The organism is Bacillus sp. AFS059628 (assembly GCF_002571225.1).
Classification (GTDB): domain Bacteria; phylum Bacillota; class Bacilli; order Bacillales; family Bacillaceae_G; genus Bacillus_A.
In genome coordinates, this window is the sequence record NZ_NVEC01000038.1 from 35,929 (window position 1) to 61,251 (window position 25,323).

General features: G+C 35.3%; 23 protein-coding genes and 1 pseudogene. 11 read left to right on the forward strand and 13 right to left on the reverse strand.

Annotated features, from left to right (window positions below; translation table 11 throughout):
- Positions 1-39 precede the first annotated feature (39 nt).
- The 3 genes from COL05_RS13520 to moaA are packed head-to-tail and all read right to left on the reverse strand — an operon-like array spanning position 40 to position 3,416.
- Positions 40-1,329, reverse strand: a complete 1,290-nt coding sequence (locus COL05_RS13520) for a molybdopterin molybdotransferase MoeA (RefSeq protein WP_098668986.1) — start codon at positions 1,327-1,329, stop codon at positions 40-42.
- Positions 1,330-1,371: 42 nt separating this feature from the next.
- Positions 1,372-2,385, reverse strand: a complete 1,014-nt coding sequence (locus COL05_RS13525; protein ID WP_098668987.1) for a molybdopterin-synthase adenylyltransferase MoeB — start codon at positions 2,383-2,385, stop codon at positions 1,372-1,374.
- 17 nt (positions 2,386-2,402) lie between these two features.
- Positions 2,403-3,416 carry a GTP 3',8-cyclase MoaA gene (gene moaA / locus COL05_RS13530; RefSeq protein ID WP_098668988.1) on the reverse strand — a complete coding sequence of 338 codons (1,014 nt, stop codon included), beginning with the start codon at positions 3,414-3,416 and terminating at the stop codon, positions 2,403-2,405.
- 278 nt (positions 3,417-3,694) lie between these two features.
- On the opposite strand from moaA, the gene COL05_RS13535 reads away from it, so the two are divergent.
- Positions 3,695-4,387: a Crp/Fnr family transcriptional regulator gene (locus tag COL05_RS13535; RefSeq protein WP_098668989.1), complete on the forward strand. Its 693-nt coding sequence runs from the start codon at positions 3,695-3,697 to the stop codon at positions 4,385-4,387.
- A 368-nt stretch (positions 4,388-4,755) separates the two neighbouring features.
- On the opposite strand, the gene COL05_RS13540 is transcribed toward COL05_RS13535, so the two are convergent.
- The 8 genes and pseudogenes from COL05_RS13540 to COL05_RS13575 form a co-directional block, all read right to left on the reverse strand.
- Positions 4,756-5,403, reverse strand: a complete 648-nt coding sequence (locus COL05_RS13540) for an ABC-2 transporter permease (RefSeq protein WP_098668990.1) — start codon at positions 5,401-5,403, stop codon at positions 4,756-4,758.
- Complete coding sequence (locus COL05_RS13545; RefSeq protein WP_002194298.1) at positions 5,393-6,259, reverse strand: ABC transporter ATP-binding protein; 867 nt, start codon at positions 6,257-6,259, stop codon at positions 5,393-5,395. The genes COL05_RS13540 and COL05_RS13545 overlap by 11 nt, the downstream gene beginning before the upstream one ends.
- The gene (locus COL05_RS13550) at positions 6,256-6,642 is read right to left on the reverse strand and encodes a GntR family transcriptional regulator (protein ID WP_033691642.1); all 387 of its coding nucleotides are present in this window, start codon (positions 6,640-6,642) and stop codon (positions 6,256-6,258) included. The genes COL05_RS13545 and COL05_RS13550 overlap by 4 nt, the downstream gene beginning before the upstream one ends.
- Before the next feature lie 332 nt (positions 6,643-6,974).
- Positions 6,975-7,664: a respiratory nitrate reductase subunit gamma gene (gene narI / locus COL05_RS13555; RefSeq protein ID WP_046197563.1), complete on the reverse strand. Its 690-nt coding sequence runs from the start codon at positions 7,662-7,664 to the stop codon at positions 6,975-6,977.
- A gap of 17 nt (positions 7,665-7,681) precedes the next feature.
- Positions 7,682-8,212 carry a nitrate reductase molybdenum cofactor assembly chaperone gene (narJ, locus tag COL05_RS13560; RefSeq protein WP_098668991.1) on the reverse strand — a complete coding sequence of 177 codons (531 nt, stop codon included), beginning with the start codon at positions 8,210-8,212 and terminating at the stop codon, positions 7,682-7,684.
- A gap of 19 nt (positions 8,213-8,231) precedes the next feature.
- The gene (narH, locus tag COL05_RS13565; RefSeq protein WP_098668992.1) at positions 8,232-9,707 is read right to left on the reverse strand and encodes a nitrate reductase subunit beta; all 1,476 of its coding nucleotides are present in this window, start codon (positions 9,705-9,707) and stop codon (positions 8,232-8,234) included.
- A complete protein-coding gene (locus tag COL05_RS13570) occupies positions 9,697-13,380 on the reverse strand; it encodes a nitrate reductase subunit alpha (RefSeq protein ID WP_098668993.1) in 3,684 nt (1,227 codons plus the stop codon). The genes narH and COL05_RS13570 overlap by 11 nt, the downstream gene beginning before the upstream one ends.
- A 409-nt stretch (positions 13,381-13,789) precedes the next feature.
- Positions 13,790-14,108 (reverse strand): annotated as a pseudogene (locus tag COL05_RS13575) (hypothetical protein); the annotation flags it as partial.
- 360 nt (positions 14,109-14,468) lie between these two features.
- On the opposite strand from COL05_RS13575, the gene COL05_RS13585 reads away from it, so the two are divergent.
- The 5 genes from COL05_RS13585 to COL05_RS13605 all read left to right on the forward strand — a co-directional run bounded on the left by COL05_RS13585 (position 14,469) and on the right by COL05_RS13605 (position 20,243).
- On the forward strand, positions 14,469-14,969 hold the full coding sequence (locus COL05_RS13585; protein ID WP_098668994.1) for a hypothetical protein: 501 nt from the start codon (positions 14,469-14,471) through the stop codon (positions 14,967-14,969).
- Positions 14,970-14,996: 27 nt separating this feature from the next.
- Complete coding sequence (locus COL05_RS13590; protein WP_000066138.1) at positions 14,997-15,215, forward strand: hypothetical protein; 219 nt, start codon at positions 14,997-14,999, stop codon at positions 15,213-15,215.
- A gap of 626 nt (positions 15,216-15,841) precedes the next feature.
- A complete protein-coding gene (locus tag COL05_RS13595; protein WP_098668995.1) occupies positions 15,842-16,804 on the forward strand; it encodes an AAA family ATPase in 963 nt (320 codons plus the stop codon).
- On the forward strand, positions 16,804-18,018 hold the full coding sequence (locus COL05_RS13600; protein WP_098668996.1) for a DUF58 domain-containing protein: 1,215 nt from the start codon (positions 16,804-16,806) through the stop codon (positions 18,016-18,018). Before COL05_RS13595 ends, COL05_RS13600 begins: the two co-directional genes overlap by 1 nt.
- Positions 18,015-20,243, forward strand: coding sequence for a transglutaminase TgpA family protein (locus tag COL05_RS13605; protein WP_098668997.1), 2,229 nt, complete (start codon positions 18,015-18,017; stop codon positions 20,241-20,243). Before COL05_RS13600 ends, COL05_RS13605 begins: the two co-directional genes overlap by 4 nt.
- An 83-nt stretch (positions 20,244-20,326) precedes the next feature.
- Here COL05_RS13605 and bsaA read toward each other — a convergent pair whose 3' ends face one another.
- Entirely contained in the window at positions 20,327-20,809 is a 483-nt protein-coding gene (gene bsaA, locus COL05_RS13610) for a glutathione peroxidase (protein ID WP_098668998.1), read from the reverse strand.
- 224 nt (positions 20,810-21,033) lie between these two features.
- Here bsaA and COL05_RS13615 point away from each other — a divergent pair, with 224 nt between their 5' ends.
- The 5 genes from COL05_RS13615 to COL05_RS13635 all read left to right on the forward strand — a co-directional run bounded on the left by COL05_RS13615 (position 21,034) and on the right by COL05_RS13635 (position 24,776).
- Entirely contained in the window at positions 21,034-21,243 is a 210-nt protein-coding gene (locus tag COL05_RS13615; RefSeq protein ID WP_000844978.1) for a DUF3925 family protein, read from the forward strand.
- Between the two features lie 100 nt (positions 21,244-21,343).
- The gene (locus tag COL05_RS13620; RefSeq protein WP_142337479.1) at positions 21,344-22,318 is read left to right on the forward strand and encodes an MBL fold metallo-hydrolase; all 975 of its coding nucleotides are present in this window, start codon (positions 21,344-21,346) and stop codon (positions 22,316-22,318) included.
- A gap of 85 nt (positions 22,319-22,403) precedes the next feature.
- The gene (locus COL05_RS13625) at positions 22,404-22,838 is read left to right on the forward strand and encodes a hypothetical protein (protein WP_098669000.1); all 435 of its coding nucleotides are present in this window, start codon (positions 22,404-22,406) and stop codon (positions 22,836-22,838) included.
- A 283-nt stretch (positions 22,839-23,121) separates the two neighbouring features.
- Positions 23,122-24,108: a quinone oxidoreductase family protein gene (locus tag COL05_RS13630; protein WP_098669001.1), complete on the forward strand. Its 987-nt coding sequence runs from the start codon at positions 23,122-23,124 to the stop codon at positions 24,106-24,108.
- 29 nt (positions 24,109-24,137) lie between these two features.
- Positions 24,138-24,776 (forward strand): zinc dependent phospholipase C family protein, encoded by a 639-nt coding sequence (locus COL05_RS13635; protein WP_098669002.1) that lies wholly within the window; start codon positions 24,138-24,140, stop codon positions 24,774-24,776.
- A 44-nt stretch (positions 24,777-24,820) separates the two neighbouring features.
- On the opposite strand, the gene COL05_RS13640 is transcribed toward COL05_RS13635, so the two are convergent.
- A complete protein-coding gene (locus COL05_RS13640) occupies positions 24,821-25,204 on the reverse strand; it encodes a VOC family protein (protein ID WP_098669003.1) in 384 nt (127 codons plus the stop codon).
- Between the last annotated feature and the right edge of the window lie 119 nt (positions 25,205-25,323).

Here is a 25,323-nt window from a genome sequence, read left to right on the forward strand (position 1 = left end):
ACCTCTTATCTTCATATAAGTTAGCGATCTATTTTTCTCTTATTTGTACGATCGAAGCGGTTCTTCCCACGGCCACTCACTTCCGGCGTTTGATTCTAATAACAGTACTGAAACAGTTATTCCTGCTTCAAACCCCCTTGTTCCTCCCGGCAGGACAATAAATACGTTCGCCTCTGCAAGTGAAGAAATTGCACTAGATTTATCTAAACCAACTGGTGTCGCTTGCAATTTTCCATTTACAATTTCCACTTTTCCTCTCACAAAACGAGTGAATGGGTTTGCTTTTGGAAAGTCTTTTTGTAAAATCGCCTCAGCACGAAATACGTGTGAATCTTTTCTATGCAAGTATGTTCGAATGACTGGTCTAACATATAATTCACAACCCACATAACAAGCAGAAGGATTACCAGATAAACCAAATAATAGTTTTCCTTCCACCTCAGCTACAGTTGTCACACTTCCTGGTCGCATCGCTATTTTATTGAAAAGTACATTAGCTTGTAATCTCTCATAAATAGCAGGTAAATAGTCATAGTCTCCTACCGAAACGCCACCAGTTGTAATTAAAATATCAACTTCTTTCATCGCTTTTTTTACAGTGTTATAGCACGTCTCAAAATCATCAGCAAATTGCCCATAATACTGTACAACTCCGCCCGCTCGTTCAATTTGAGCAGCAATCATATAGGAATTACTATTTCGAATCTTTCCTGGTTTTAATTGTTCATGTACTTCAAGCAGTTCACTACCTGTCGTCACAATTCCAATAACTGGCTGTTTTACAACATGTACGGAACTATAACCAAACGTAGCAAGAAGTGCTGCTACTCCAGGATTAATAACAGTCCCTTTTTTCACAAGAATGCTATTTTGTTTTACATCTTCTCCTTTAAAAGAAATATTATCGTCAGAAGAGAAAGAGCGTTTTAATACCATAAAAGTCTTTTCGTTTTCTTCAAAGCCTTCCGTTAGCTCCAACATAACAACCGCATTACACCCTTTCGGAATTGCGGCTCCTGTCATAATACGGACAGCTTGAAATGCTTTTACATCTTCTGTAAAAACAGACCCGGCTCCAATTTCGCCAATCACTTCAAACTGAATGGGATTACTGTTACTAGCTTCTTTTGTGTCTTCCGCTCGAATCGCAAATCCGTCGTACGGAGAGCGATCAAAATGCGGAACATCATGATCTGCAATAACATCTTCTCCAAGCGTTCTACCGTAGCTTTCTATAAGAGAAACCTTTTCTATTTCGCCTTGGTGGGCATATTTCATTACACGCGCAACCGCTTCTGCTACTGGAATTGGTATACGTTTATCTAACATTCTTTTTCACCTCGTTTTAATAAGGAGAAACGCTCTTTCTGTTCATCCTATATATTTGGCGTATAATCGTTTTGCTATTTTCACATCATTTGTCCCATGAATAAATGCCCTACCGTCTGTAAATAAAACGAAACGATATTCATCAATTAGAAATGATAGTAAGTACGGCGTTTTTTTGACCTGTACACTTTTTTGTAATCGCTTTTGAATTTCGGTTAAATTAAGCTCTCTCTTTATTCCTGAACGGATTTGAACTGTATTCCGTCCGCATAACACTTCCGTTTTCATCCGCTCTTCAAATGTTAAACTAGGATACGTTCGTGATTTTCCACAAGATGGACATGTACTTTTTTTCTGTCTATTTACTTTTAATGAGAGATATTGATTGTTCCAAATATCAAATGATAACATCGTCCCTCTTAGCGACTCATAATCATCCACCAATATTTTCATCGCCTCTGTAACTTGATGCGCAACAACCATCTGTACAGTTGGCTGAATGATTCCGGCTGTATCGCATGTAGCACCGCCCATAGGATGATCCATCAGACAGCGAAAACATGGTGTTTTTCCCGGCAGAATTGTATACGTTACACCGTAACTTCCAATGCATCCACCGTATATCCAAGGTATATTTTCTTTTTGTGAAATATCATTTATAAGTAGGCGCGTATCGAAGTTGTCAGTGGCATCTATAATGAGATCCACTTCTTTTGTTAACTCTTCTATTTCTTGCATTGTGACATCCGTTACAACTGGTACAATTTCCACTTCAGAATTAATCTTTCTTACATGTCCTGCTGCTGCAATTGCTTTTGGTTTGCATTGCTTTGCATCTTCTTCTGTATATAACTGTTGCCGCTGTAAATTACTCCATTCGACGTAGTCACGATCGGCAATTGTCAATTTCCCAATCCCCATCCTAGCGAGTGCTTCTGCATTCGCAGCCCCTAGTGCACCTGCACCAATTAAGAGAACATGTTTCTTTCTTATTTTCCTTTGTCCCATTTCACCAATTCTAGAAAACAACACTTGCCTTGAATATCGCTCTTGCATAAGGAATCCTCCTTTCACTATCCGCCAATGTACGACATTTCAACTTTTTGACGTTTATTCGTACTTTCCGCCGTTCTTTCATCTGAATATCGATCTGTTCTATATCGCCATGTATGTTGTAAAATTTTTAATAGCGATGCATCAGAAATATTTTCTCGAAGAAGCGTTCGCAAATCCGTTCCTTTCGTTCCAAATAGACACGTAAAAAACTTACCGTCTGCCGAAATACGAGCTCTCGTACAAGAAGAACAAAATGACTCAGATACTGAAGTAATAAATCCAACTTCTGCATCGCTCCCTACATATCGATACAATTTCGCAACTTCTCCAAAGTAACGAGGTGTAACGGGCTCAATCGGATACACACGATTAATTTTCTCTATTAGCTGTTCCTTCGTAATAACTTGTTCAAAATTCCATCCGTTCGTACTGCCCACATCCATAAACTCAATGAAACGTAACTGTATTTCTTGTTCTTTAAAATAACGAGCTATATGAAGAATTTGACTGTCATTCATTCCTTTTTTTACGACCATATTTACCTTTACTTCTAATCCAGTAGCCTTTGCTGCTTCTATTCCTTTCAGTACAGGTTTTGTACTTACATTTCTTCCGTTAATTTTTTGGAAAACGTGATCCTCTATCGCATCTAAACTAATATTTACACGCTTTAATCCCGCGTCTTTTAGCGCCTTAGCTTGTTTTGCTAAATGAATTCCGTTTGTTGTGAGCCCAATGTCTTTTAAGCCTTCTAGTTTTATAAGCCTTGCTATTAACTGAGATAAGTCTTTACGCAATAATGGTTCACCGCCAGTAAGCCTAATTTTTTCAACTCCCATACTTATAAATAACCTAGCTAGTCTCTCTATTTCATCAAAAGATAATAAAAACTCTTCCTGTAAAAAAGCGTAATCAGGTCCGAACACTTCAGCAGGCATACAGTATGTGCACCTAAAATTACAACGATCAATAACTGAAATACGTAAATCTTGAAGTGGCCGTTCTAAAGAATCTTTCATTTTCTCGTGCATCTATATCCCTTCTTTTCTGCTGCAATGCTTAGTAAGCTTTCGTTTTTTTATTTGCCTTCATTATAAAAAAGAAGCGACATATTCAATGTGACTTTTCTCACATTACTTTCCCCATTCAAAAATTCTTCACAAATCCGTTCGCATTTTGTTCACATCTTCAGTCACTACTCCTTACGGTCATTGAAATTTTACATCAATTTTGAAATAGCTCTTGCATTTTCAGCATACTTACACTCAAAATAGGAAATGTATTGCTTATAAGAAGAAAGGTGATTGCTGTGGCAAACAGTATGACATTATCTCAAGATTTAAAGGAATTACTTGCATCTGTTGAATATAAAATGCAGATAAAAAAGGGAAGTTTTATTTTTCAAGAAGGTATGGAAGCGACAGAACTTTATATCGTCCACTCAGGAAAAGTACAAATTAGTAAACTAAGTGCTGACGGACAAGAATTAACACTTCGAATTTGTTCAGAATATGACATTATTGGAGAATTAACATTGTTCACGGACAATGCGAAATACTTATTAAATTCAAAATGCCTTGAAGATGTGGAAGTAGGCGTTATAAAGCGTGAAGCGTTAGAAAAAGCATTACTCCAAAAACCAGCTCTTGTATTTGAATTTATGAAATGGATTAGTGAACATTTAAGAAGAATGCAAACGAAGTTCCGAGATTTAGTTTTACACGGCAAAAAAGGTGCCTTATATTCTACTCTCATTCGAATGACAAATAGTTACGGTGTATTAAAAGAAAATGGCATTCTCATCGATTTACCGTTAACGAATCAAGAACTAGCTAATTTCTGTGCAACTTCACGCGAAAGTGTAAATCGAATGTTAAATGAATTAAAAAAGCAAGGTACAATTTCTATTAATAAAGGAAAGATTACCATTCACGATTTACAATTTTTAAAATGCGAAATTGCTTGTGAAGATTGCTCTGCTTCTGTTTGTAGTATTGATTAGCGTCTTATTTAGATGCTAATCTTTTTTTATATTATTTTCTTTTGTAAATTTAACAGTTATCTCCTCATTGCCATCAAGATAAAATGTTGAAATACTCGAAAAGCGAAATTCTCACCTTTTCATAGCTATATATAGGAAATCAACTCATTATTTTAAGTAACAATGCACTTTTTAACCTGATGGCAATGGGATTTTATTCTCTGCTTAGTAAAATAATTAGAAAAACTAATGATGCAAAGGCTTAGTTTATTTCAATATGCATAAAATTGACTTAATTAAGAAAAAGGTTATTAAATTTTAAAAAGAAAGGGAATCGTATGTATTACATATTTCCTTTAACAATTGTCCCTATTATATTTAAAAATTACTTATAAATCTTTTTTGGCATATATCTTTAGAGATATAATCATTGAGACAAGATTAATGACTAGTGAAATAAAACAAAGCATCCAGTCTTGAATAATTTGCGGAAATGGAAATGTGATTGTAAAATCAATGTGAATCGATTGAACTCCTCTTATAAGAGTAGGAGCGACAAAAGGTATTAAAAAAACAGTGAAAAAAGATATAAATTTTGTTTTGTCATAACCAAATTTAAATTGAATAGGAAGTAATATACCAAATAGAATACTTAAAATTAAAAGTGTTATTCCAAGAGCATTTACGCTGAGTTTTTCTATACCCGATGGCATAATAATTGATGTAATAATATGAATGCTGGAGACACAAATGAAGATTATAAAGAGAAAGAGATACTTTGCTTTTACAAATGTATTTCGTGTGTATGGAGTTGCACAAAGTAAAGCAGCTCCTTTGTACTGATCCTCGAATTTTGATATCGTACTAAACAAAATATGCTCTGTTAAAAGCACTGTTATAAGAAACCCCACAAGACCGCCATCGTTTAACTGTATTTGTGAAGAAACATAAACAGGAGCGACAGCTGCAAAAACGAGTAGAATTAAGAAATATTTTTTAACTAACATAAAGTCTTTCATTACAAGATTAATTAACATAATTATTACCTCCAATGTATGAAAGCATAATATTCTCTATAGTTGGTCTTTCCATTAATACATCAGGCATTAAGCGATGCACATCATCTTTTTTACGAGTAATCCCCTCAAACCCGTATTGAGATTGATGCAGATTTAGAAATAGAGATTTAGTTTGTTCATTAATTAACCGATTGTCACCTTTTACTAATGCATGAGTCTCTACTAATATATCTTTTTCCTCATTAAGTAAAATTTCCCCATCATCGATTAAAATAATTATATCGGCAATTTTATCTAAATCAGAGGTAATATGAGTAGAAAAAAAGACACTTTTACCTGGTTCCTTCATAAAATCCAAAAGAATATTCATCAATTCACTCCGTACTAATGGATCCAACCCACTTGTTGGTTCATCCATTATCAGTAAGTCTGCATGGTGTGATAAAGCCAAAGCAACCGCGAATTTCATCCGCATCCCTTTAGATAGAGTAGAAATTTTTTGTCTTAGATTTAAATTAAATTGTTTAATATAAGATAAGAAGACTGCTTCATCCCAGTCAGTATAAGAAGGGGCAATCACATTTTTCATTTCTTTTAATGTTAATTCATCATAGAAATACCCCTCATCTAACACAATGCCAATTTTGTTTTTAGATTTCCTTTCATTTTTATCCATGTCTTTTCCAGAAAAACTAATATTTCCGGAATCTTTTAAAATGAGTCCAAGAATCGCTTTAATTGTAGTAGTTTTTCCAGAACCATTCGTACCAATAAAACCTGTTATACAGTCTTTTTTTAGTGAAAAAGTAACATCTTTTAACAAAAAATTCCCATAGGCTTTATTTAGTTTATTCACTTCTAGCACAGCATTCATTTGCCACTCTCCTCCTCTTCTAACATTAAGTCCATCATTGTATGGAGATCATCCGCATGAATTCCTATACTTCGAGCCATTTGACAGACTTCTGCAAGTTTGACTTCTACCATGTGGCGCTTGGATTCCATTAATAACTCTAGGTTTGTGGGAGCTACATAGGTTCCTTTGCCAACCCTAGTAATAATAAAACCTTCTGCTTCTAGTTCCGCATAGACCCTTTTTGTAGTTAATACACTTACATGTAAGTCGTTGGCCAATAAGCGAATTGATGGTAGCTGTTCGCCTTCTTTTAACTCATTGTTAAATATTGATTCTTTAATTTGTTCCTTTATTTGCTGATATAAAGGTTGATTTGACACATTACTTAAAATTATTTTCATTAAACAACCTCTCAATCAATAAGTGTTATGTTATATGATATACAATATACACACCATACACAGTTAAAATTATAAATTATAAAAAATGAATTAACAAGACATGTTGCTGCAAAATTATTAAATATTTAAGAAACAACTATTTTATAGGTTTATTGGTGAAACATATATTTTTTGTAGTCATAGAACCTTCAAAGAAATCTAGTCACATCTCTCCTCTTGTTACCCTTAGGTTGATGAGCATAAGCAATCTCCCCTATACGAATAAAAACGAGGCCTGCCATATGAGACCTCGTTTCGTTTTAGCTGCTAACTCCTGTTCATTTACACCAGTATTATTTTTTCAATTCATTTGGAATACGTCTTCTGTAAATTACATAACTACGGCTTACGTATTTAATTGGGGCACTAAAAACATGTACAAGTCGTGTAAATGGCCATACTGCAAATAGCCCCATACCTGCAATGATATGAATTTTAAACCATACTGGCACTTCCGTCATATACTCAACTTTCGGTTGGAAAATAAAGAGACTTCGGAACCAAGGACCGATTGTTGTACGATAATCAAACCCTTTTGAGTCGATGTTTAAAAATGTTGAAGAAAGTCCTGCTAGCATTACGATTAGTAATAATATAAGCGCAATATAATCTCCCTTCGTACTCGTTGCAATGATACGTTTTACTGTTACGCGGCGATACGTTAATATAATTAAACCGATGATAGAAGCAACACCTGCCGGAAGTCCGAAACTAATTGCCATTATGTGATACGTATGCTCAGAGATACCTATTGAACGGTATACAGCTTCTGGAATTAAAATTCCCATAACATGACCGCCAATTACGAACATGATCCCAAAATGGAATAATAGACTTCCGATTCGGAGCATTTTCTTTTCTAATAGTTCACTAGATTTTGATGTCCATCCAAATTGATCATAGTTGTATCTGAAAATATGTCCACCGATAAAGATTGCAAAAATGATATAGGGAAACAATACCCATAAAAATTGATCCATCATTTTGACAACTCTCCTTTCTAATTTGTCTGTACACCCCATGTATCGATAGCGAGTAAAACAGCCGCAAGAATTGGTTCATACATACTATCCGCTTCTTTTAATTGAACGTGTAATGCTTGTATGTTTTCCTTGTATTTACTCATAATCGGTTCACTATCTTGCTCATTTGCATTTGCAAAAAACTCTAGTAATAGCGGTAAATAATCAGGGAGTTCTTTATCTGTTACTTTAAAACCAGATTTTTTATAATGCTGCTTTAGCTCTAGTAATTCAATACCTCTTTCTCTTTGTTCACCGGTGTTCATATACGTAAGATACATATTCGTCTTTTTACCAAAATCAAATGTATATACGTAACCATCAATGAGTTGATTGTCCGTTTTATTTAATGCTTGTTTTATAAATACTGTAAGTGAAGCTTTAACATCGTCCTGTTCAATCGCTTCAATCTCTTCTTGTAATTCAGTTAAAGCTTCTCTCCACCCGGTTTCTGGGTAGGAGAGAAGGAATGAAGAATATGAAAAAGCAGTTTGTAAACTTTGTTTCATATGTTTCCGCCTCCATTATTTAAGAAATTGTCATACAAGAACCTGGGCCACCTGCGAAGGATAAACCACAGCTTCCTTGTTCGTTATATAAATCTGCCACTTGTTCGCGGTGAGATGCCGGAATGACGAAGCGATCTTTATATTTCGCGATAGCAAGAAGACGATACATATCTTCTACATCCTGTTTCGTTAAGCCAAGTTCTTTTAATACCGCTTCATTTGGTTCTTTATTAATTTGAAGTGCTCTCATATGCGTTCGCATAACAGCCATTTTTTTCAATGTAAGACGAATATGTGATTCATCTCCTGCAGTGAGTAAATTCGCTAAATATTGAATTGGAATACGCATATTATCAATAGCAGGGAAAATCTCTTCTGCTTGCCAGTTACTACCTCTTCCCTCCACCATATTCATAATTGGGCTAAGCGGCGGGATATACCAAACCATTGGCATTGTACGATACTCTGGGTGAAGAGGTAGGGCAATTTTCCAATCAATAATCATTTTATAGATTGGTGATTGTTGTGCCGCTTTAATCCATTCTTCAGGAATCCCTTGTTTTTTCGCTTCAGCTGCTACTTCTGGATCATTTGGATCTAAGAAAACAGTAAGCTGAGATTCATATAAATCTTTTTCATTTTCAACAGAAGCCGCTTCTTTTACTTTATCAGCGTCATATAGCATTACCCCAATATACCGAATACGTCCTACACATGTTTCCGAACAAATTGTTGGCATACCTGCTTCAATACGAGGGAAACACATTGTGCACTTTTCAGCTTTATTCGTTTGCCAGTTAAAATACACTTTTTTATATGGACAAGAAGATACGCAAAATCTCCATGCACGACATGCATTTTGATCGACAAGAACAATCCCATCTTCTTCACGTTTATACATCGCACCAGACGGACAAGAAGATACACAAGATGGATTCATACAATGTTCGCATATGCGTGGTAAATACATCATAAAGACATTTTCAAAATCAGTTTTAATTTCTTCTTCCATTTTCTTTACGTTCGGATCTTGTAATCCTGTTATATGTCCACCAGCTAAATCATCTTCCCAGTTTGGACCCCATTCAATTTTATCGATAAATTCACCTGTAATTGCTGATTTCGGACGAGCAACTGGCTGATGCTTACGCTGCGGACTATTTGTTAACGTTTCATAATCATAGTTCCAAGGTTCAAAGTAATCATCAATCGTTGGTTGATCTGGATTGTGGAAAATATTCATAAGACGCTTCATTTTCGAACCGGATTTCAGCTGAATTTCACCATTTTTCAATTCCCAGCCGCCTTTATATTTCTCCTGATCTTCCCATTGCTTCGGATAACCAATACCAGGCTTCGTTTCTACGTTATTGAAATACATATATTCAGCACCTGGACGATTTGTCCAGGTGTTTTTACATGTTACGCTACAAGTATGGCAGCCGATGCATTTATCTAGGTTCATTACCATTCCGACTTGTGCTTTAATCTTCAAGCCAATCTACCTCCTTCAGTTTGCGAATTACTACGTTTAAGTCGCGCTGATTCCCCGTCGGACCATAATAGTTAAATCCATAACTCAATTGACCATATCCACCAATCATATGCGTCGGTTTTACGTGAATTCGAGTTGGACTATTATGCGTTCCCCCGCGGTTACTTGTTAATTTCGTACCAGGTACGTTTATATGACGATCTTGTGCATGGTGCATAAACGCCATTCCTCTCGGTATACGATGCGTTACAACAGCACGTGCTACAACAACACCGTTACGGTTAAAGCACTCGATCCAATCATTATCCGCAACGCCTGCTTCTGCAGCATCCTCTTTATTCATCCAAACGGTTGGACCTCCTCTAAACAGCGTTAACATCGGTAATGAATCGAAATACATACTATGAATGGACCACTTATTATGCGGTGTTAAATAGTTCAATGTAATCTCTTTTCCTTCTACTTCAGGCCGTGATTTACGGAACGGTTTATGTTGCAGAATTGGTTTAAATGTTGCCATCGCTTCGCCAAATTCTTTCATCATGTCATGATCTAAATAGAAAGATTGTCGTCCAGTGATTGTTCTCCACGGGATAAGGCGTTCCACATTTGTTGTAAATGGTGAGTAACGGCGTCCACCTTTTTCAGAACCTGTAAAGGCTGGAGAAGTAATTACTGTTTTAGGCTGCGCTGTAATTTGTTCAAATGTGAAGCATTCTTCTTCACGTTCTTCTGCTAAATCACGTAATTTTAAATCCGTTTGTTTTTCAAGTGCTTCCCATGCTTTTACAGCCATATGACCGTTTGTGGTAGAAGAAAGCGTTAATACCGCTTCAGCTGCATTAATTGCCTCTTTTATATCTGGACAACCTTTCGCGATAGAATCTGTTCGAACGACTCCTAACCGGCTCTTTAATTGCTCATATTCCTTTTCCGCCGACCAAGAAATCCCTTTCGTACCAATCGGTTGTTTTCCGGCATTTGGTCCTAGTGCAGTCATTTTGTCATAAATCGTTTTATAATCTCTTTCGACAACATGAATTTGTGGCATCGTTTTACCCGGGATTGGTTCACACTCACCCTTACTCCAATCTTTAATCTTGCCAAGTGGTTGAGCTAATTCTTGCGGTGTATCGTGAAGAAGTGGTGTTGCCACAACTTCTTTCATTGGTTCAAGATTAATTTTCTTCGCTAAATCCGACACGGCTTTAGAAAGAGAAGTGAAAATATCCCAATCAGAGCGCGCTTCCCACGGTGAACCGATTGCTGGATTAAATGGATGTACAAATGGATGCATATCTGTACTACTTAAATCATGTTTTTCGTACCAAGTTGAAGCAGGTAAGACGATATCAGAATAAAGCGCTGTTCCAGCCATACGGAAATCTAAATTAATGAGTAAATCAAGCTTCCCTTCTGGTGCTTCTTCATGCCATTTAATTTCTTCTGGTCGCAACGAATCACTATCATCATTCATTAATCCGTTCGTTGTACCTAACAAATGTTTTAAGAAATATTCATGTCCTTTACCAGAACTTGAAATTAAGTTTGCACGCCATACGAATAAGTTGCGTGGGAAGTTGTTTTTATTATCAGGATCTTCAATCGCGAATTTCAGTTCTTTTTCTTTTAGTTTTTGCGCAACGTATTTTCCGATTTCTTCTTGCGTTGTTGCACCAGCAGCAACAGCTTCTTTATATAATTCAATCCCATTTTTCTCGAACGTCGGATACGAAGGTAACCAACCAAGTCGCGCCGCTAAAACGTTATAATCACCGTGATGTTGATAACGAGAGTTCCCTTCCACTGGTGATGCTAAATGTCCAACTGGTGTATCTTCATAGCGCCATTGATCTGTTACGAAATAGAAGAAAGATGTACCGTTTTGTAATTTCGGTGGCCCTTGCCAATCTTTCGCCATCGCGATTGTTTGCCATCCTTCCGCTGGTCGTAATTTTTCTTGACCAACATAATGCGCCCACCCCCCGCCGTTTACACCTTGTGCCCCAACGAGAAGAACAAGATTTAAAACTGCGCGATAAATTGTATCAGAGTTAAACCAATGGTTAATACCAGCTCCGACAATAATCATTGAGCGACCGTTCGTATCAACAGCATTTTGTGCAAACTCACGAGCAATTTGAATAATAAGCTCACGTTTTACTCCTGTCATTTTCTCTTGCCATGCAGGTGTAAACGGTACGTCATCATTGAAGTCTTTCGGCTCTTGTCCGCCAAGTCCTCGGTTCACACCGTAATTTGCTAACGTTAAGTCGTATACAGTTGTAACGAATACTTCTCCCTCTTCTGTCATAACCTTTTTCACTGGAATTGTACGTTCTAATACTTTGTTTCCATCATCAGAGAAGTACGGAATTTGTACAGTTTGAACACTATCCTCCATTCCAAGTAAAGAAAGACGGGGATCAATCTTTTCACCTGTTTCTTCATCTTCTAAACGTAAGTTCCATTTCTTTTCGTTATCCCAACGTGACCCCATTGTGCCGTGAGGTGTTGCAAAATCATTCGTATTCTCGTTCCAAAGTACAGGTTTCCATTCTCCTAACTTCGTTTCGCGTCCAATATCAGAAGCATTTAAGAAACGATCAGCAACGAATTGATCTCCTTTTTGTTTCAATGTGACGAAGAAAGGAAAATCAGTATATTGTTTCGCATACTTTGTGAAGTATTCCACTTGATTATCTACGTAAAATTCTTGTAAGATTACGTGCCCCATTGCCATCGCAAGTGCACCATCTGTACCTTGTTTTACACTAATCCAATCATCCGCAAACTTTGTAGATTCAGCGAAGTCAGGACTGACAGAAACAACTTTCGTTCCTTTATATCGAACCTCTGCTAAAAAGTGTGCATCTGGTGTTCTCGTCATCGGTACATTTGAACCCCATGTCATAATGTAACCCGAGTTATACCAATCACTACTTTCCGGTACATCTGTTTGATCGCCCCAAATTTGCGGAGAAGCTGGTGGTAAATCTGCATACCAATCATAGAAGCTAAGCATCGGTCCACCCATAAGTTGCATAAAGCGGCTACCTGCAGCATGACTTAACATCGACATTGCTGGAATTGGTGAGAAACCGACATTTCGGTCTGGACCGTATTTCATTACTGTGTATAATAAAGAAGCTGAAACAAGTTGTAATACTTCATCCCAATTCGCACGAATGAACCCCCCTTTACCACGCGCCTGCTTATACGTACGTGCCTTTTCAGGGTTTTCCACAATGCTTTTCCAAGCGTCTAATGGTGACTCGTTATTTTGCAACTCTTCTTGCCACATATTCCAAAGAACACCACGTACATATGGATATTTCACACGAAGTGGACTATAAATGTACCAAGAAAAGCTCGCTCCACGTGGACATCCTCTCGGTTCAAAATCAGGCATATCAGGACCTGTAGTCGGATAGTTAAGTTCCTGCCCTTCCCAAGTTACAATTCCGTCTTTCACATAAATATTCCAACTACATGAACCAGTACAGTTCACGCCGTGTGTAGAACGGATTACTTTATCATGCTGCCAACGCTTTCTGTACACATTTTCCCATTCGCGATCTTCATATGTTTCTTGTGTATGATTATCGTTATATCGATCTATTGGTGAAAAATATTTTAAACGTCTCATTAGTGCTGAAGGTTTCTTCTTCATACTGTTCACTCCTTTAATACGTCTCTCTTACATACCCTTACTATAAGAGAGGTTGTAAATTACAGATGTGACATTTCGCACAGTTCAAGAGATTGTCAAAATTTCAGTAGAAAATCAGTTTGAGGGAAGATCTTTTGTTCCGTTGTGAAGATGTATGGTTAATCTTGATTATTAGGAGAATAGTATTTTGAGGTATCGACTATTTTGCAAAAGAAAAAACGTAGGAGAAACTCCTACGTTTTTCTTTATAAGTATATTGAGAAGTTTTTTATGCTTTTTTGGTAGACTCTTTTCTCACGTTCTATTCAGCATCTTCTTCTAATTATTCTAATTTCACCTACTAATATTGAATGCTCAAAGGATACGTTTGTTATACTCATTTCCTTTTTTCAATGAAAATTATTATCTTTCAAAAGTCATCTACGAATGAAATTATAGTGAAGCGATTCGCAATATGATAGAAATTAACTGGCTTTGTCTGTGGTACGAAACGTCCTATCACTTTCCCCATTCCTTCCAATTAAAAACTTCGTAAATTTCCATTTTACTGCTTTCATGACAAGTAAAACCGGTGCTTGTTCCATCATGTATGTATACAGTGGATGAACACCATAGTTCAGTCCACAAAAGATTGTAATATAAGCTTCCGTACCAGATTCTTGCCCTCCAAATTGATTACAAGGGAAACCAAGTATTTCTAGCTCTTATTCTTTATATCTATCAAATAAAGACGTATCGTAGACAAATTGTTCGCTAGAAGATGAAAGCGGTATTTTAATAGAATTGTGATCAAAATAGTGACTAAGTATGTAATTAATCATACTATTAACTAATAAATTTAAATCATAAGACGTATGATATATGTTTACAATCTTATCACGTAGATCCCTCTGCGTTTTTTCGTCACCGAAAGCTACTCACTCATACACACTCTATTTCTTCCTTTAAATCAAGGAGGAACTGCCCCGAAAATAGTTGACCCAACAACGCCAGGAAATTCTTATGAATTGCCAGCACCTTGGATTGAATGGATAGAAGAATACGCCAAGAATGGCAGGACTATAAAGTAATAATAAAAGGAGTAGATTATGATATTAGAACCGCTTTATGCAGAAAACATTATAGTAGCCGTCATATATAATAATGAATTTAGATGGTATGTAACAGATAAAGAACTATGGTTTTTGGATTATAATAAGTTAGACAATGCATATAAAAATTTAGGTGTAAGCATTGAAGATAATGAAGAAACTGAAGAAAGAAATGGAATAAAAGTATTAGACAATGAAAATGTAGAAGTATTTTTACAAAGGATTAATAAATATAACACAACTAAAGAGGAATTAAATTATTTACTACTTGAAAATATTAAAAGTAAACATGCAGGAGAAGATCTATTAGATTTTAGTCCGGTGTTATTAATTAACTTTGATGATAAAATACTATATTCAATGTTTCCGGAACCAGCATCATATGAAGACTATGTACCAAAAGATTGGAATGGTAAATATGAAGATTTCACTAAATTAATACCTAAATCAGAAAAATATTGGATAGATGAGTTTAATAACAATCTATTTTCACTATAATTTAAACGGGATAAGGATGATAATAGTATGAGTAATAAAGATGTAGTAACTATATTAAATGAGGAATTCGAAAATGAGCAGACTGGTGAAAAGTTACAAGGGTTAACAGTTATAGTTGATGGAAAGTTAAAGCAAGTCATGGATATAATAATCGACAAAAATGATAATTATAGTAATTATACTGAAGTAGTCAAAGATGCACTATTTGAGGGGATAAATAATATCATTAATAAAATTAATAAATGATAAATACTAACTACAAAAAATTAAATACTTAATCTAAATAATGAGGTAAGGTGTAACGAAAATAAAACACAAATATATATCATAATAAATGATAACGAAGGCTACTACTAATATAAAAGGCGTTAGTCTTCGTTATTATTTTTTTAAAATGAAAGGAGTTCAAAATACAACGAGTATACTCTCGACTTCAAGCCCTGAAATTTAAAATTTTGCGCCGCTGTTTCAGGCACCTGGCAAATACAAATTCCGAATATCTCCTCCGCCCTTAAAGAAAACAGCCGGTATCTATACCGACTATAATTTAAACGTTTTTAATTTGTCTTCGATTTGTTCTCCAGTAATTCCAATGGATCTTAACGTTATCGAAGGATGACTCTGATTTAATAAGGAATTTATTTTCTCCAACGATACTATTTTATATCCAGACATATTTCACAGAAAACTACAAATCATTATTTACCATATTGCCCTAAGTTACGGAAACAATTATACTAGATGTAATCAGAATAAATAATCTGAATATTCTTAGAATTAAAGATGAAATCTTTACTACTCGCAAATAGAAAGATAAATCCTATTTTCCACTAAATAGATTAGAAAATGATAATAATATTAGGAGGATTACGATGCACCAGCTTGATTCATTACATCCTATTATAGAAAAAATAATTAATAATATTGAAAAGTTAATGGTCGGAAAGCGAAAAGAAACGATCTTAGCTTTGACAGCTCTCTTAGCTGAAGGTCATGTACTTTTAGAAGATGTTCCTGGCGTTGGGAAAACAATGTTAGTACGGGCTCTTTCTAAATCTATTGATGCTGATTACAAGCGCATTCAATTTACACCTGATTTACTGCCATCAGATGTAACAGGTGTTTCTATTTATAATCCGAAAGAGCTCCAATTTGAGTTCAAGCCTGGACCAATTATGGGGAATTTTATACTGGCTGATGAAATTAATCGTACATCTCCCAAAACACAGTCTGCTTTACTTGAAAGTATGGAAGAAGGCAATATTACAATAGATGGTATGACAAGACCGTTACCAAAACCGTTCTTTGTAATGGCTACACAAAATCCGGTCGAATATGAAGGAACATACCCTTTACCAGAAGCCCAGCTCGATCGTTTCTTATTGAAACTAAAAATGGGATATCCTACACCAGAAGAAGAATTTGAAATTTTAAACAGGATGGAAAAAACGAATCCACTCTCCCATTTACAAGCAATTACAACAATAAAAGAATTACTTTATTTACAACAAAGCGTACGGGAAATAAGCATGGACAAAGCAATCAAGCATTACATTGTAAAGCTTGTTAGTCAGACTCGTTCTTATAGTTCTATACAGCTTGGCGCAAGTCCACGTGGCTCGATTGCTTTAATGAAAGCTTCACAAGCTTATGCATTCATCCATGGCAGAAATTATGTTATTCCAGACGATGTTAAATTTTTAGCTCCTTACGTGTTAGCTCACAGATTCATTTTAAAAATGGAGGCAAAATTTGAAGGAATTACAGGAGAACGAGTTATCGCAAAAATCGTTGCACGAACTACCGTACCTACTCAAAGGAAGATGAACCTTTGATGAAACGGATACTACGAGCACTCTATCATTTTACTAAGTTATTACTCATTCCGTTATGCCTAGTCTTAACATTTGTATACGCTATGCTTCAAGGAGGATTTGTAAGTTGGTTTTTGTTTTACAGTATGATTCCTATTAGTCTTTATTCACTATTACTCCCCTTCTATGCTTTACGGAACGCTGAAGTAAAACGAATAACAAATCAAGACGAATATGTTGCAGGAGAACCATTTTTAAGCACCATTACAATAAAAAGAAGTTTTCCTTTCCCCTTACTTTATTTAATTATAGAAGATGAACTGCCATCACAATTTACAAATTGTAAACAAACGAAGATGAATAAAGTGATACTCTTTCCAGGATTAAAACGAAATATTTCGTTTCAATATGCAATTGATACAATCCCTAGAGGAGAGCACTCTTTTTCAAGCGTACGTGTCAAAACTGGCGATCTATTCGGTATGATGGAGAAAGAAATAACTTTCTCAGTTCCAGATACATTTTTAGTCTATCCTCAGTATGTAGATATAACGTATAGACCAATGGAAAATCATTTCGAACAAGGAGCACTTTCAGCAAATATAAATTTAGCAAAAGACTCTACCATTTCTGTCGGTGTGAGAGACTATAAACCTGGTGACCGCTTTTCATGGATTGATTGGAAAGCAACTGCACGAACAAACAACATTATGACGAAAGAGTTTGAACAACAGCGCAGCCATAATATTATGATATTCATGGACAGAACCCCATCCCCTCTATTCGAATCAGTCGTCACATTTACTGCCTCTATTGTTAGAGCTGTCTTGAAACAAAATTCACCAGCATCATTCGTGTCTTTCGGAAAAGAGCGAACTTTTTTCCCTTTAGACAATGGAGATAGTCAGTTACATCAAATCTTTTGTCATTTAGCGAAAGTACAAGCGGACAGCGCATTCCCGCTCTCCCGGAGTGTTGAAATGGAATTAAGAAAAATTTATGAGCCCGTCACGATTATACTCGTGACAAGCGATCTTTCTCCCGATATTCAAAAAACAGCTGACTATGCTGCTATAAAAAATAGAAAATTTATGGTGTTTGTCGTGAAAGAAAAAGCAAATCAACTCTCACATCGAGAACTTAGTATTCTAGAAGCTCTACAAAAACGAAAAATATTTGTAAATGTGGTTTATGGAAACCAGTATACAAACGTGTTTTTTGAGGTGAGCAAATGATAACATTACAGGCAAAAAAGCAATTGGATATGACTAGATTTTTCATGCATGCATGTGCTTTTCTACTTTTACTAGAATGGCTAAGGCCTCTTATAGGTATTACAAACGTAGGTAGATTAGATATTTTTGTAATATTTATAGGGATTTGCTTCACACTCTCTTTTTTTCAAACAAGATGGCAGATTCCAATAAAAATCTTCACAATTTTATTCATCATTCATTTCCTGTATTATAAAAACACTTTTATAAATCCATCTTGGCTAACGAAATTTTTTACTGATATTTCTCGAAATTCCTCCTTGTTATTTCAGGGGAATTTGCTAGATATTTCTCCAGTTTTTCCAACGCTTTTATTTTTTTTATCATTTTGGTTTTTGAGTGCCTTCATCTCTTTTTGGATGATTCATAAAAAACGTGGGTTGTTATTTCTTATATTGACTATTATTTATATCACTGTTTTTCATAACTTACATTTATATCATGCAAACTATGCTATTGTTCGTACTGTTGTCATCGGCTTTTTTATGCTTAGTCTTCTTCGCATAGAACGAATAAAAGAAATGGAACACTTACAAAATTATGCTAGAGAAATCTCAAAATTACTTAAACCTCTTACAATATTTATTGTATTGTTAGCAACCATCGCATACTTTGCTCCAAAATTTGGCCCTCAATGGTCAAACCCAATGGATTTTTTAAAATTCAATACATCCGAAACAAGTAAGAAACAAGAAGTTTCTAAAATTGGGTATGGTTTAGATGACTCGAGATTAGGCGGTCCTTTTAAGGCAGATCCTACAATTGTATTCACAGCACAAACAAAAAACAAACAATATTGGAGAGTCGAAACGAAAGATTTTTATACAGGAAAAGGCTGGGAAGTTTCTGAAAATCAAAAAAAGATTTCTTTTAAAAATAAAAATGACGTCATGAGCTGGTACGAACAAAATACAAAAACAGAGGCAACTGAGGCGACAATTACCATGCAAAAAAGTTATCCTCACCTTACCTATCCAGCAGGGTTAATATCAGTTGAAGCTCCTTCTAATGTATCATACAGTGTTGATCCATTTTCAGAAAAAATCTATACGATGGACGGAGACTCTTCTACTACTTTACATTCATATAAAGTAACGTATGAGGTCCCCGAGTTTTCCATAGAAAACTTAAAAGCTGTAAAAACGAATGAAGGTCAAGAAACAAATCCTTATTTCATAACAAAGTACACACAACTTCCCGAATCATTACCACAGCGAGTAAAAGACTTAGCTATTAATCTAACAAATGATAAAGACAACCGATATGATAGAGTATTAGCTATTGAAAACTACTTTACCGACCATTCTTTTGCATATGAAACAATGAATGTCTCGTTCCCTGCCAAAAACCAAGATTATGTAGATCAATTTCTTTTCGATACAAAAAGCGGCTACTGTAATAATTTTTCGACGTCTATGATCGTGTTACTTCGTTCTGCTGGGATTCCCGCTCGCTGGGTAAAAGGTTATACAGAAGGAACTCTTGATAATACGCTTGTGGGTGCTGAAGGTGAGGATGTTTATAAAATCGCGAACGATAACGCACACTCTTGGGTCGAAGTATATTTCCCTGGATACGGATGGATTCCATTTGAACCAACAAAAGGATTTACGAATCCCTATACTTTTACAAATAATACTCCTGCTCCTACTATACAAAATAGCGAAGAAACTAACTCTCAAAACACGCAAATGCACCAAAGAAACAATGAAGCAAAGCTTAAAAGTTTAATAGAAGATACAGAAGAAACTCCTACTAAAAAAATTACAAATTCTACAAATAATTTTTCTTGGTGGTACGTATTCCTTTCTACGATATCAATAAGTATCATCGGCTATACCCTCTTCGCTACTAGAATGAAATGGATTACATTTTTTATCATTCTTTTCTATAAATATCGAAAAGATGATGCTGTCTATAGCAAGGCTTACAGCGCACTTTTGAAACAATTTGCGCGAATCGGTATACCACGTGGGGAAAGTCAAACATTCCGAGAATATGCTCTCCACATCGATACACTTTACAACTCGAATGATATGCAACAGCTTACTTTCAGTTATGAAAACGCTATGTATCAAAAGGGACAGGCCGCAGCAGAATGGAAAAAATCAGTACACTTATGGGAAGCGCTTATGAAAAAAGCAGCTTCTCCGCCAAAATCAAATGACTTCCATTCAGCGATTTAATCTTGTTAATGTGAGTTCACAGAAAAAGCCTCAAAGAACTACCTTGTTCTTTGAGGCTTTTTTTAATAAAGTGAAACTTCTAGTTATTCTCCAAGTACCTTCTCAATCTCAACCTCTAAATCAACCGGCTTCGTTTGCGGCGCAAAACGCCCTACTACTTTCCCGTCTTTTCCAATTAAAAACTTAGTAAAGTTCCATTTCACTGCTTTCATACCTAGTAAACCTGGTGCTTGTTCTGTCATGTATGTATACAGAGGATGAGCCTTATCGCCTTTCACATCAATTTTTGCAAACATCGGGAAATTTACACCGTAGTTTAATTCACAAAAACTAGTAATATCTGCTTCTGTACCTGGTTCTTGTCCTCCGAATTGGTTACAAGGGAAACCGAGTACTTCTAGTCCTTGGTCTTTATATTTATCATATACTTCTTGTAATCCTTTATATTGCGGTGTAAAACCACACTTGCTGGCTACATTTACAATAAGAAGTGCTTTTCCTTCGTAATCTTTTAACGATTTATCTTCTCCTGTTATCGTTTTAGCTGTAAAATCATAAACTGTCATTCTTCTTCCCCCTATCTTCACTATCATTCTATGTTTATACTATACTACATTCGTTAATATACAGCTCTTATTACGTACTTAAACCTACAAATGATAACGCTTTATTTCTGTTCAAAAATTCGACACAAACTACTAGACTCTTATGTTGGAAAGTTTTACAATTGAATTGTGAACAAAATGTGACAGTTTATATTCCATTATAAAAGAAAAGGATGGTGTTCATTATGAAAACTGCACAACATGAAACGATTTCAAATCGCGAGTTTTATTTCGTACTATATATGATGTTATTGTATGTGATTGGCTGGGTAATCGATGTAAATGGTTTATTTTTAAGCTCCTACTTTAATTTAGCAGGAGAAATTATGCTTCCATTAGTTGGCGGCATTGTTGGACTGTTCGTTATGTCTATTAATAAACAACAAAGGCAATAATAATAATATGACAAAAAGGCAGAAAACGGAGCTTTCGTTTTCTGCCTTTTTGTATTTTTAGCGTATAATAGTTACATATCGTATATAAGGAGTGGTAAAGATGAAAAAAGTAGAGCAATTATCTTCTCACCTGTATCTTATTGATGATTTCGATTTACAACATAATGAACGAACAGGTACGTACGTTTTATTAGGTGACGACGATATTACTTTAATTGAAACTTGTGCAGCCCCTTCTCTTCCGTATATTTTAGACGGCCTACAACAATTACATATTGATTTAAACGATGTAAAAAACATTATCGTTACACACGTTCATTTAGATCACGCCGGGGCTGCTGGTTTAATGATGGAAAAGTGCCCAAATGCTACTTTATATGTGCATTCTCGCGGTGCTCGTCATATGATTGATCCAACAAAACTCATTTTAGGCGCAAAAGCTGTATACAAAGAAGATTTCGATAAACTGTTTGATCCAATTCTTCCTATAGAAGAAGAACGTGTTCGTATTGTACAAAATGGTGATACATTACAAATTGCCGAAGACCGCATCCTTACATTTTACGATACACCGGGACATGCTAAGCACCATATTAGCATTCACGATTCATTAACAAATGGCATTTTTACTGGCGATACAATTGGCATTTATTATAGAGAACTCGCAGACGTTGGTGTAGAACTATACCTTCCTTCAACGTCTCCTTCACAATTCCAACCAGATGCGATGATTGCTTCTAAAAATCACATTCAAAGTATGAATGTAGATACTATTTATTTCGGCCATTACGGTGCATCATCCAATGTTACAGAAGTATATAACCAGCTTGAACATTGGTTACCTATTTTCGTTCATACTGGAAAAGAGGTCTTTGAACAGTATAATGATTTCGATGAAGCGACTACAGCTTTACAAACTGTATTAATGGATAAAATCTCTTTTCACCTTACAAAGTTAAACGTTCCATTAGATCATTCCGTTTATAATATTTTGCATCTAGATATAGAAATTAGCGCGATGGGCATTATTAATTATTTCACGAAACAAGAAAAAGCAAACTCCACTATTAAATAATCGTAAAAGAAGAGATATACAACTGTAGTTATTGTATATCTCTTCTTTCTTTGAATATATTTTGAGTAAAGGATGGTGGAATGCAATGCAAAAAGTAATGCTATACCTCTGCTTTACATTATTTATCGTCTTATTATTATTTGTCGGAGTGAAAATTCAATTTTATTTAGATACAGATGCGCAGGTGAATTTTAACGTGTATCCAAGATTATTCTACTTTACACTCTTCCCTCTTATAGTTGGCACTTTATTACGATTCCTTCAATCCATTAATCACGAAGCAAGTAAACAAAACTGGCGCTTTCAAGCGGATAAATTTATCGCTATTACTGTGCCTACGCTATTCATTTCCTTTTCTCCAGCTCTACTCTTTTCACCAGTTGGTGCATACCTACCTTATTTAACTAATATTATTCTTATCAATACTACTTTTGTTACGATAATAAGTTTAATAGCTGGTTATTCACTTTTAGATTGTTTTATACAAAAGGACCATGCAAATATGAAAAAATATAATTGAATGCTCTATTTTCTTTCAATAAAAAAAGCTCGAAGCTAAAGCTTTGAGCTTTTTTACTTATCGCACCTTTTCATTTACATACCATTCCTCCTTTGTCCTACAGTATATATTGGCAAGTAATTACTATTTCGTTCGATTTTTTTAAAGTTTTTTATATAGATTAATATAATGATTCAATATGTACATAAGCTTCACTTATAAAGTCGCATAACTATTATATAATTTTCCAATTTCTAATGACGATTTAAGATGAGTTATATAGTCAAATTTAGGAGGATATATGATGAAAGCTATCATTGTAACGTCGTTCGGTGGTCCTGAAGTAATGAAATATACAGATGTGGATGTGCCGGCTATTTCAGAAGATCAAGTTTTGATTCGCGTTGTTGCTACTAGTGTAAATTTCGCTGATATTAAATCCCGTTATGGTAAAAAAGGAAATAAAGCACTACCTTTTATTCCAGGGATAGATGTCGCTGGTATTGTAGAACGAGTCGGTTCTCATGTGAAAAATATTTATTCTGGACAACGTGTCATTGCTTTTCCTCAAAATGGCTCTTACGCAGAATACGTTGTTTCAAATGAAAATCTTACTTTCGTATTACCTGATGAAGTTAATTTCCAAACTGCAGCTGCTTGTCCAATCGTATCTTTTACAAGTTATAATTTACTTGCAAATGTTGCACGACTTCAACAAGGCGAGTCTGTACTCATTCATGCAGCGGCTGGCGGAATTGGTACAACAGCTATTCAACTTGCAAAACGATTAGGAGCTGGAACTGTTATCGGTACTGTTGGAAATGAAGCGAAAAGTAAAATCGCTTTAGATGCTGGAGCTGATTATGTTATTTGTCATCAAGATGAGGATTTTGTAGAGAAAGTCAATGAGCTGACAAACTGTGAAGGAGTCGATGTAATTTTAGATTCTATTTCTGGAACGGTTTCTGAAAAAAGTTTAAAATGTCTAGCTTATTATGGTCGCCTCGTTCATTTCGGAAATGCAAGCGGTAAAATTGGTAACTTTCAAACGAAAGATTTACACGCAAGTTGCCGCTCTATACTCGGTTTTAGCTTTGGTACTACACGAAAAAAACGTCCTGAACTACTCCAAGAAACTGCAAATGAAGTTTTCCGTTATTTACGTGACGGAAGTTTGCAAATTAAGGCTACTAAATCTTTTCCGCTTCAAGATGCAGGGAAAGCACATGAATGGGTCGAAAGTAGAAAAAGTACAGGGAAAGTAATACTAACTGTCCAGTCCTCTTCCTGAAATGAATACTTGAAACCGAGGTGTCATTCATGGGATCACGAATTATGCATGCTATTATCGCTATCAAGATTGCTGAAAAACTATATATGCAAGATAAAACTTCTTTCATACTTGGCGGTGTAGCCCCTGATGCGGTTCATTCAGCAGAAGAAAAAGGAACTTCACACTTTTACGCTGGTACAACGAAAAACTATACGAGAAGGATAGATTTCAATTCTTTTTTTCAAAAATATAAAGCTCATATGGATTCCCCTTTTCTCTTAGGCTATTACACCCATCTCATTGCCGATGACAATTGGCTAAGCGGCTTTTTTCTACCTTGGCTAAAAAATAGAATCGAAAATGACGAAACGATCGCACCTATGTACTATAACGATTTTAAATTGTTAAATGCAAAGTTGCTTCATCATTACAATACAGAACAACAGCTTTTCTCTCTTCTCAACCAAGAGGCTCACATTATGGATATTGAAGAAGTTTCTAAAGAAAACGTTTTTTCTTTTCGAAAGTATCTTTTTGAGGATATGTTGTATCCGGAGCAAAATTTGCATGAAGACTTACAAGTATTTACGTTTAATCAAATCATTGGTTATATTGAGACAGCTATTGAAAAAGGCGTATTTTATATTAATCAACTCTCTAATGAAAAATCCACTTCAAACATGTAATCCCCCTCAATATATTTGAGGGGGATTTTCACATAGTAATATTATTATTTGTTCTTTTCCATAACCGCAAAATAATTCCCTTCGCTATCAGCAAAGTTAAATACTCTACCAGAAGGCATAGTTACCATTTCACCAACAGTAACATTTTTATTTGTTAAATCTGTATATAATTGATCAAGATTTTCTGAGAAGAACATTAAAGATGGTGTACCAAGATTTAATTCTGGGCTCATCTTAGAAATCACTTCTTTATTATGTAATATAATGCTCGTTTCTGCACCGCTTTTTGGAGCGATTTCAATCCATCTCATTCCTTGCTTATTATCTTCCTCTGCTACTACATGAAACCCTACCTTTTCCGTCCAAAAATTGACTGCCTCATCTTGATTGTTTACATACAGCATAATTTGTCCGACCTTATGAATCATTTCATTTCCCCCTAATGGTTTCTATATTCTATGTAGCTTTCTACAGATACTATCATTATTCCTTTTTCATTCAGTTGAATACTTATAAATCGCTAGTCATTAAAAAGTTATCTTTTGTT

What these genes read in the sequence shown, in the direction of transcription:
- COL05_RS13520 (WP_098668986.1), bottom strand. Translation starts at nt 1,329, where the DNA reads ATGTTAGATAAACGTATACCAATTCCAGTAGCAGAAGCGGTTGCGCGT.
- narI (WP_046197563.1), bottom strand. Translation starts at nt 7,664, where the DNA reads ATGATGGATCAATTTTTATGGGTATTGTTTCCCTATATCATTTTTGCA.
- COL05_RS13545 (WP_002194298.1), bottom strand. Translation starts at nt 6,259, where the DNA reads ATGAATGCTGTGCTAGAAGTGAATAAACTAAATAAAGCCTATGGGAAT.
- COL05_RS13640 (WP_098669003.1), bottom strand. Translation starts at nt 25,204, where the DNA reads ATGATTCATAAGGTCGGACAAATTATGCTGTATGTAAACAATCAAGAT.
- COL05_RS13635 (WP_098669002.1), top strand. Translation starts at nt 24,138, where the DNA reads ATGGGATCACGAATTATGCATGCTATTATCGCTATCAAGATTGCTGAA.
- COL05_RS13605 (WP_098668997.1), top strand. Translation starts at nt 18,015, where the DNA reads ATGATAACATTACAGGCAAAAAAGCAATTGGATATGACTAGATTTTTC.
- COL05_RS13525 (WP_098668987.1), bottom strand. Translation starts at nt 2,385, where the DNA reads ATGCAAGAGCGATATTCAAGGCAAGTGTTGTTTTCTAGAATTGGTGAA.
- COL05_RS13550 (WP_033691642.1), bottom strand. Translation starts at nt 6,642, where the DNA reads ATGAAAATAATTTTAAGTAATGTGTCAAATCAACCTTTATATCAGCAA.
- COL05_RS13540 (WP_098668990.1), bottom strand. Translation starts at nt 5,403, where the DNA reads ATGTTAATTAATCTTGTAATGAAAGACTTTATGTTAGTTAAAAAATAT.
- COL05_RS13600 (WP_098668996.1), top strand. Translation starts at nt 16,804, where the DNA reads ATGAAACGGATACTACGAGCACTCTATCATTTTACTAAGTTATTACTC.
- COL05_RS13585 (WP_098668994.1), top strand. Translation starts at nt 14,469, where the DNA reads ATGATATTAGAACCGCTTTATGCAGAAAACATTATAGTAGCCGTCATA.
- narJ (WP_098668991.1), bottom strand. Translation starts at nt 8,212, where the DNA reads ATGAAACAAAGTTTACAAACTGCTTTTTCATATTCTTCATTCCTTCTC.
- COL05_RS13615 (WP_000844978.1), top strand. Translation starts at nt 21,034, where the DNA reads ATGAAAACTGCACAACATGAAACGATTTCAAATCGCGAGTTTTATTTC.
- COL05_RS13590 (WP_000066138.1), top strand. Translation starts at nt 14,997, where the DNA reads ATGAGTAATAAAGATGTAGTAACTATATTAAATGAGGAATTCGAAAAT.
- bsaA (WP_098668998.1), bottom strand. Translation starts at nt 20,809, where the DNA reads ATGACAGTTTATGATTTTACAGCTAAAACGATAACAGGAGAAGATAAA.
- COL05_RS13625 (WP_098669000.1), top strand. Translation starts at nt 22,404, where the DNA reads ATGCAAAAAGTAATGCTATACCTCTGCTTTACATTATTTATCGTCTTA.
- COL05_RS13595 (WP_098668995.1), top strand. Translation starts at nt 15,842, where the DNA reads ATGCACCAGCTTGATTCATTACATCCTATTATAGAAAAAATAATTAAT.
- moaA (WP_098668988.1), bottom strand. Translation starts at nt 3,416, where the DNA reads ATGCACGAGAAAATGAAAGATTCTTTAGAACGGCCACTTCAAGATTTA.
- COL05_RS13570 (WP_098668993.1), bottom strand. Translation starts at nt 13,380, where the DNA reads ATGAAGAAGAAACCTTCAGCACTAATGAGACGTTTAAAATATTTTTCA.
- COL05_RS13620 (WP_142337479.1), top strand. Translation starts at nt 21,344, where the DNA reads ATGAAAAAAGTAGAGCAATTATCTTCTCACCTGTATCTTATTGATGAT.
- COL05_RS13630 (WP_098669001.1), top strand. Translation starts at nt 23,122, where the DNA reads ATGAAAGCTATCATTGTAACGTCGTTCGGTGGTCCTGAAGTAATGAAA.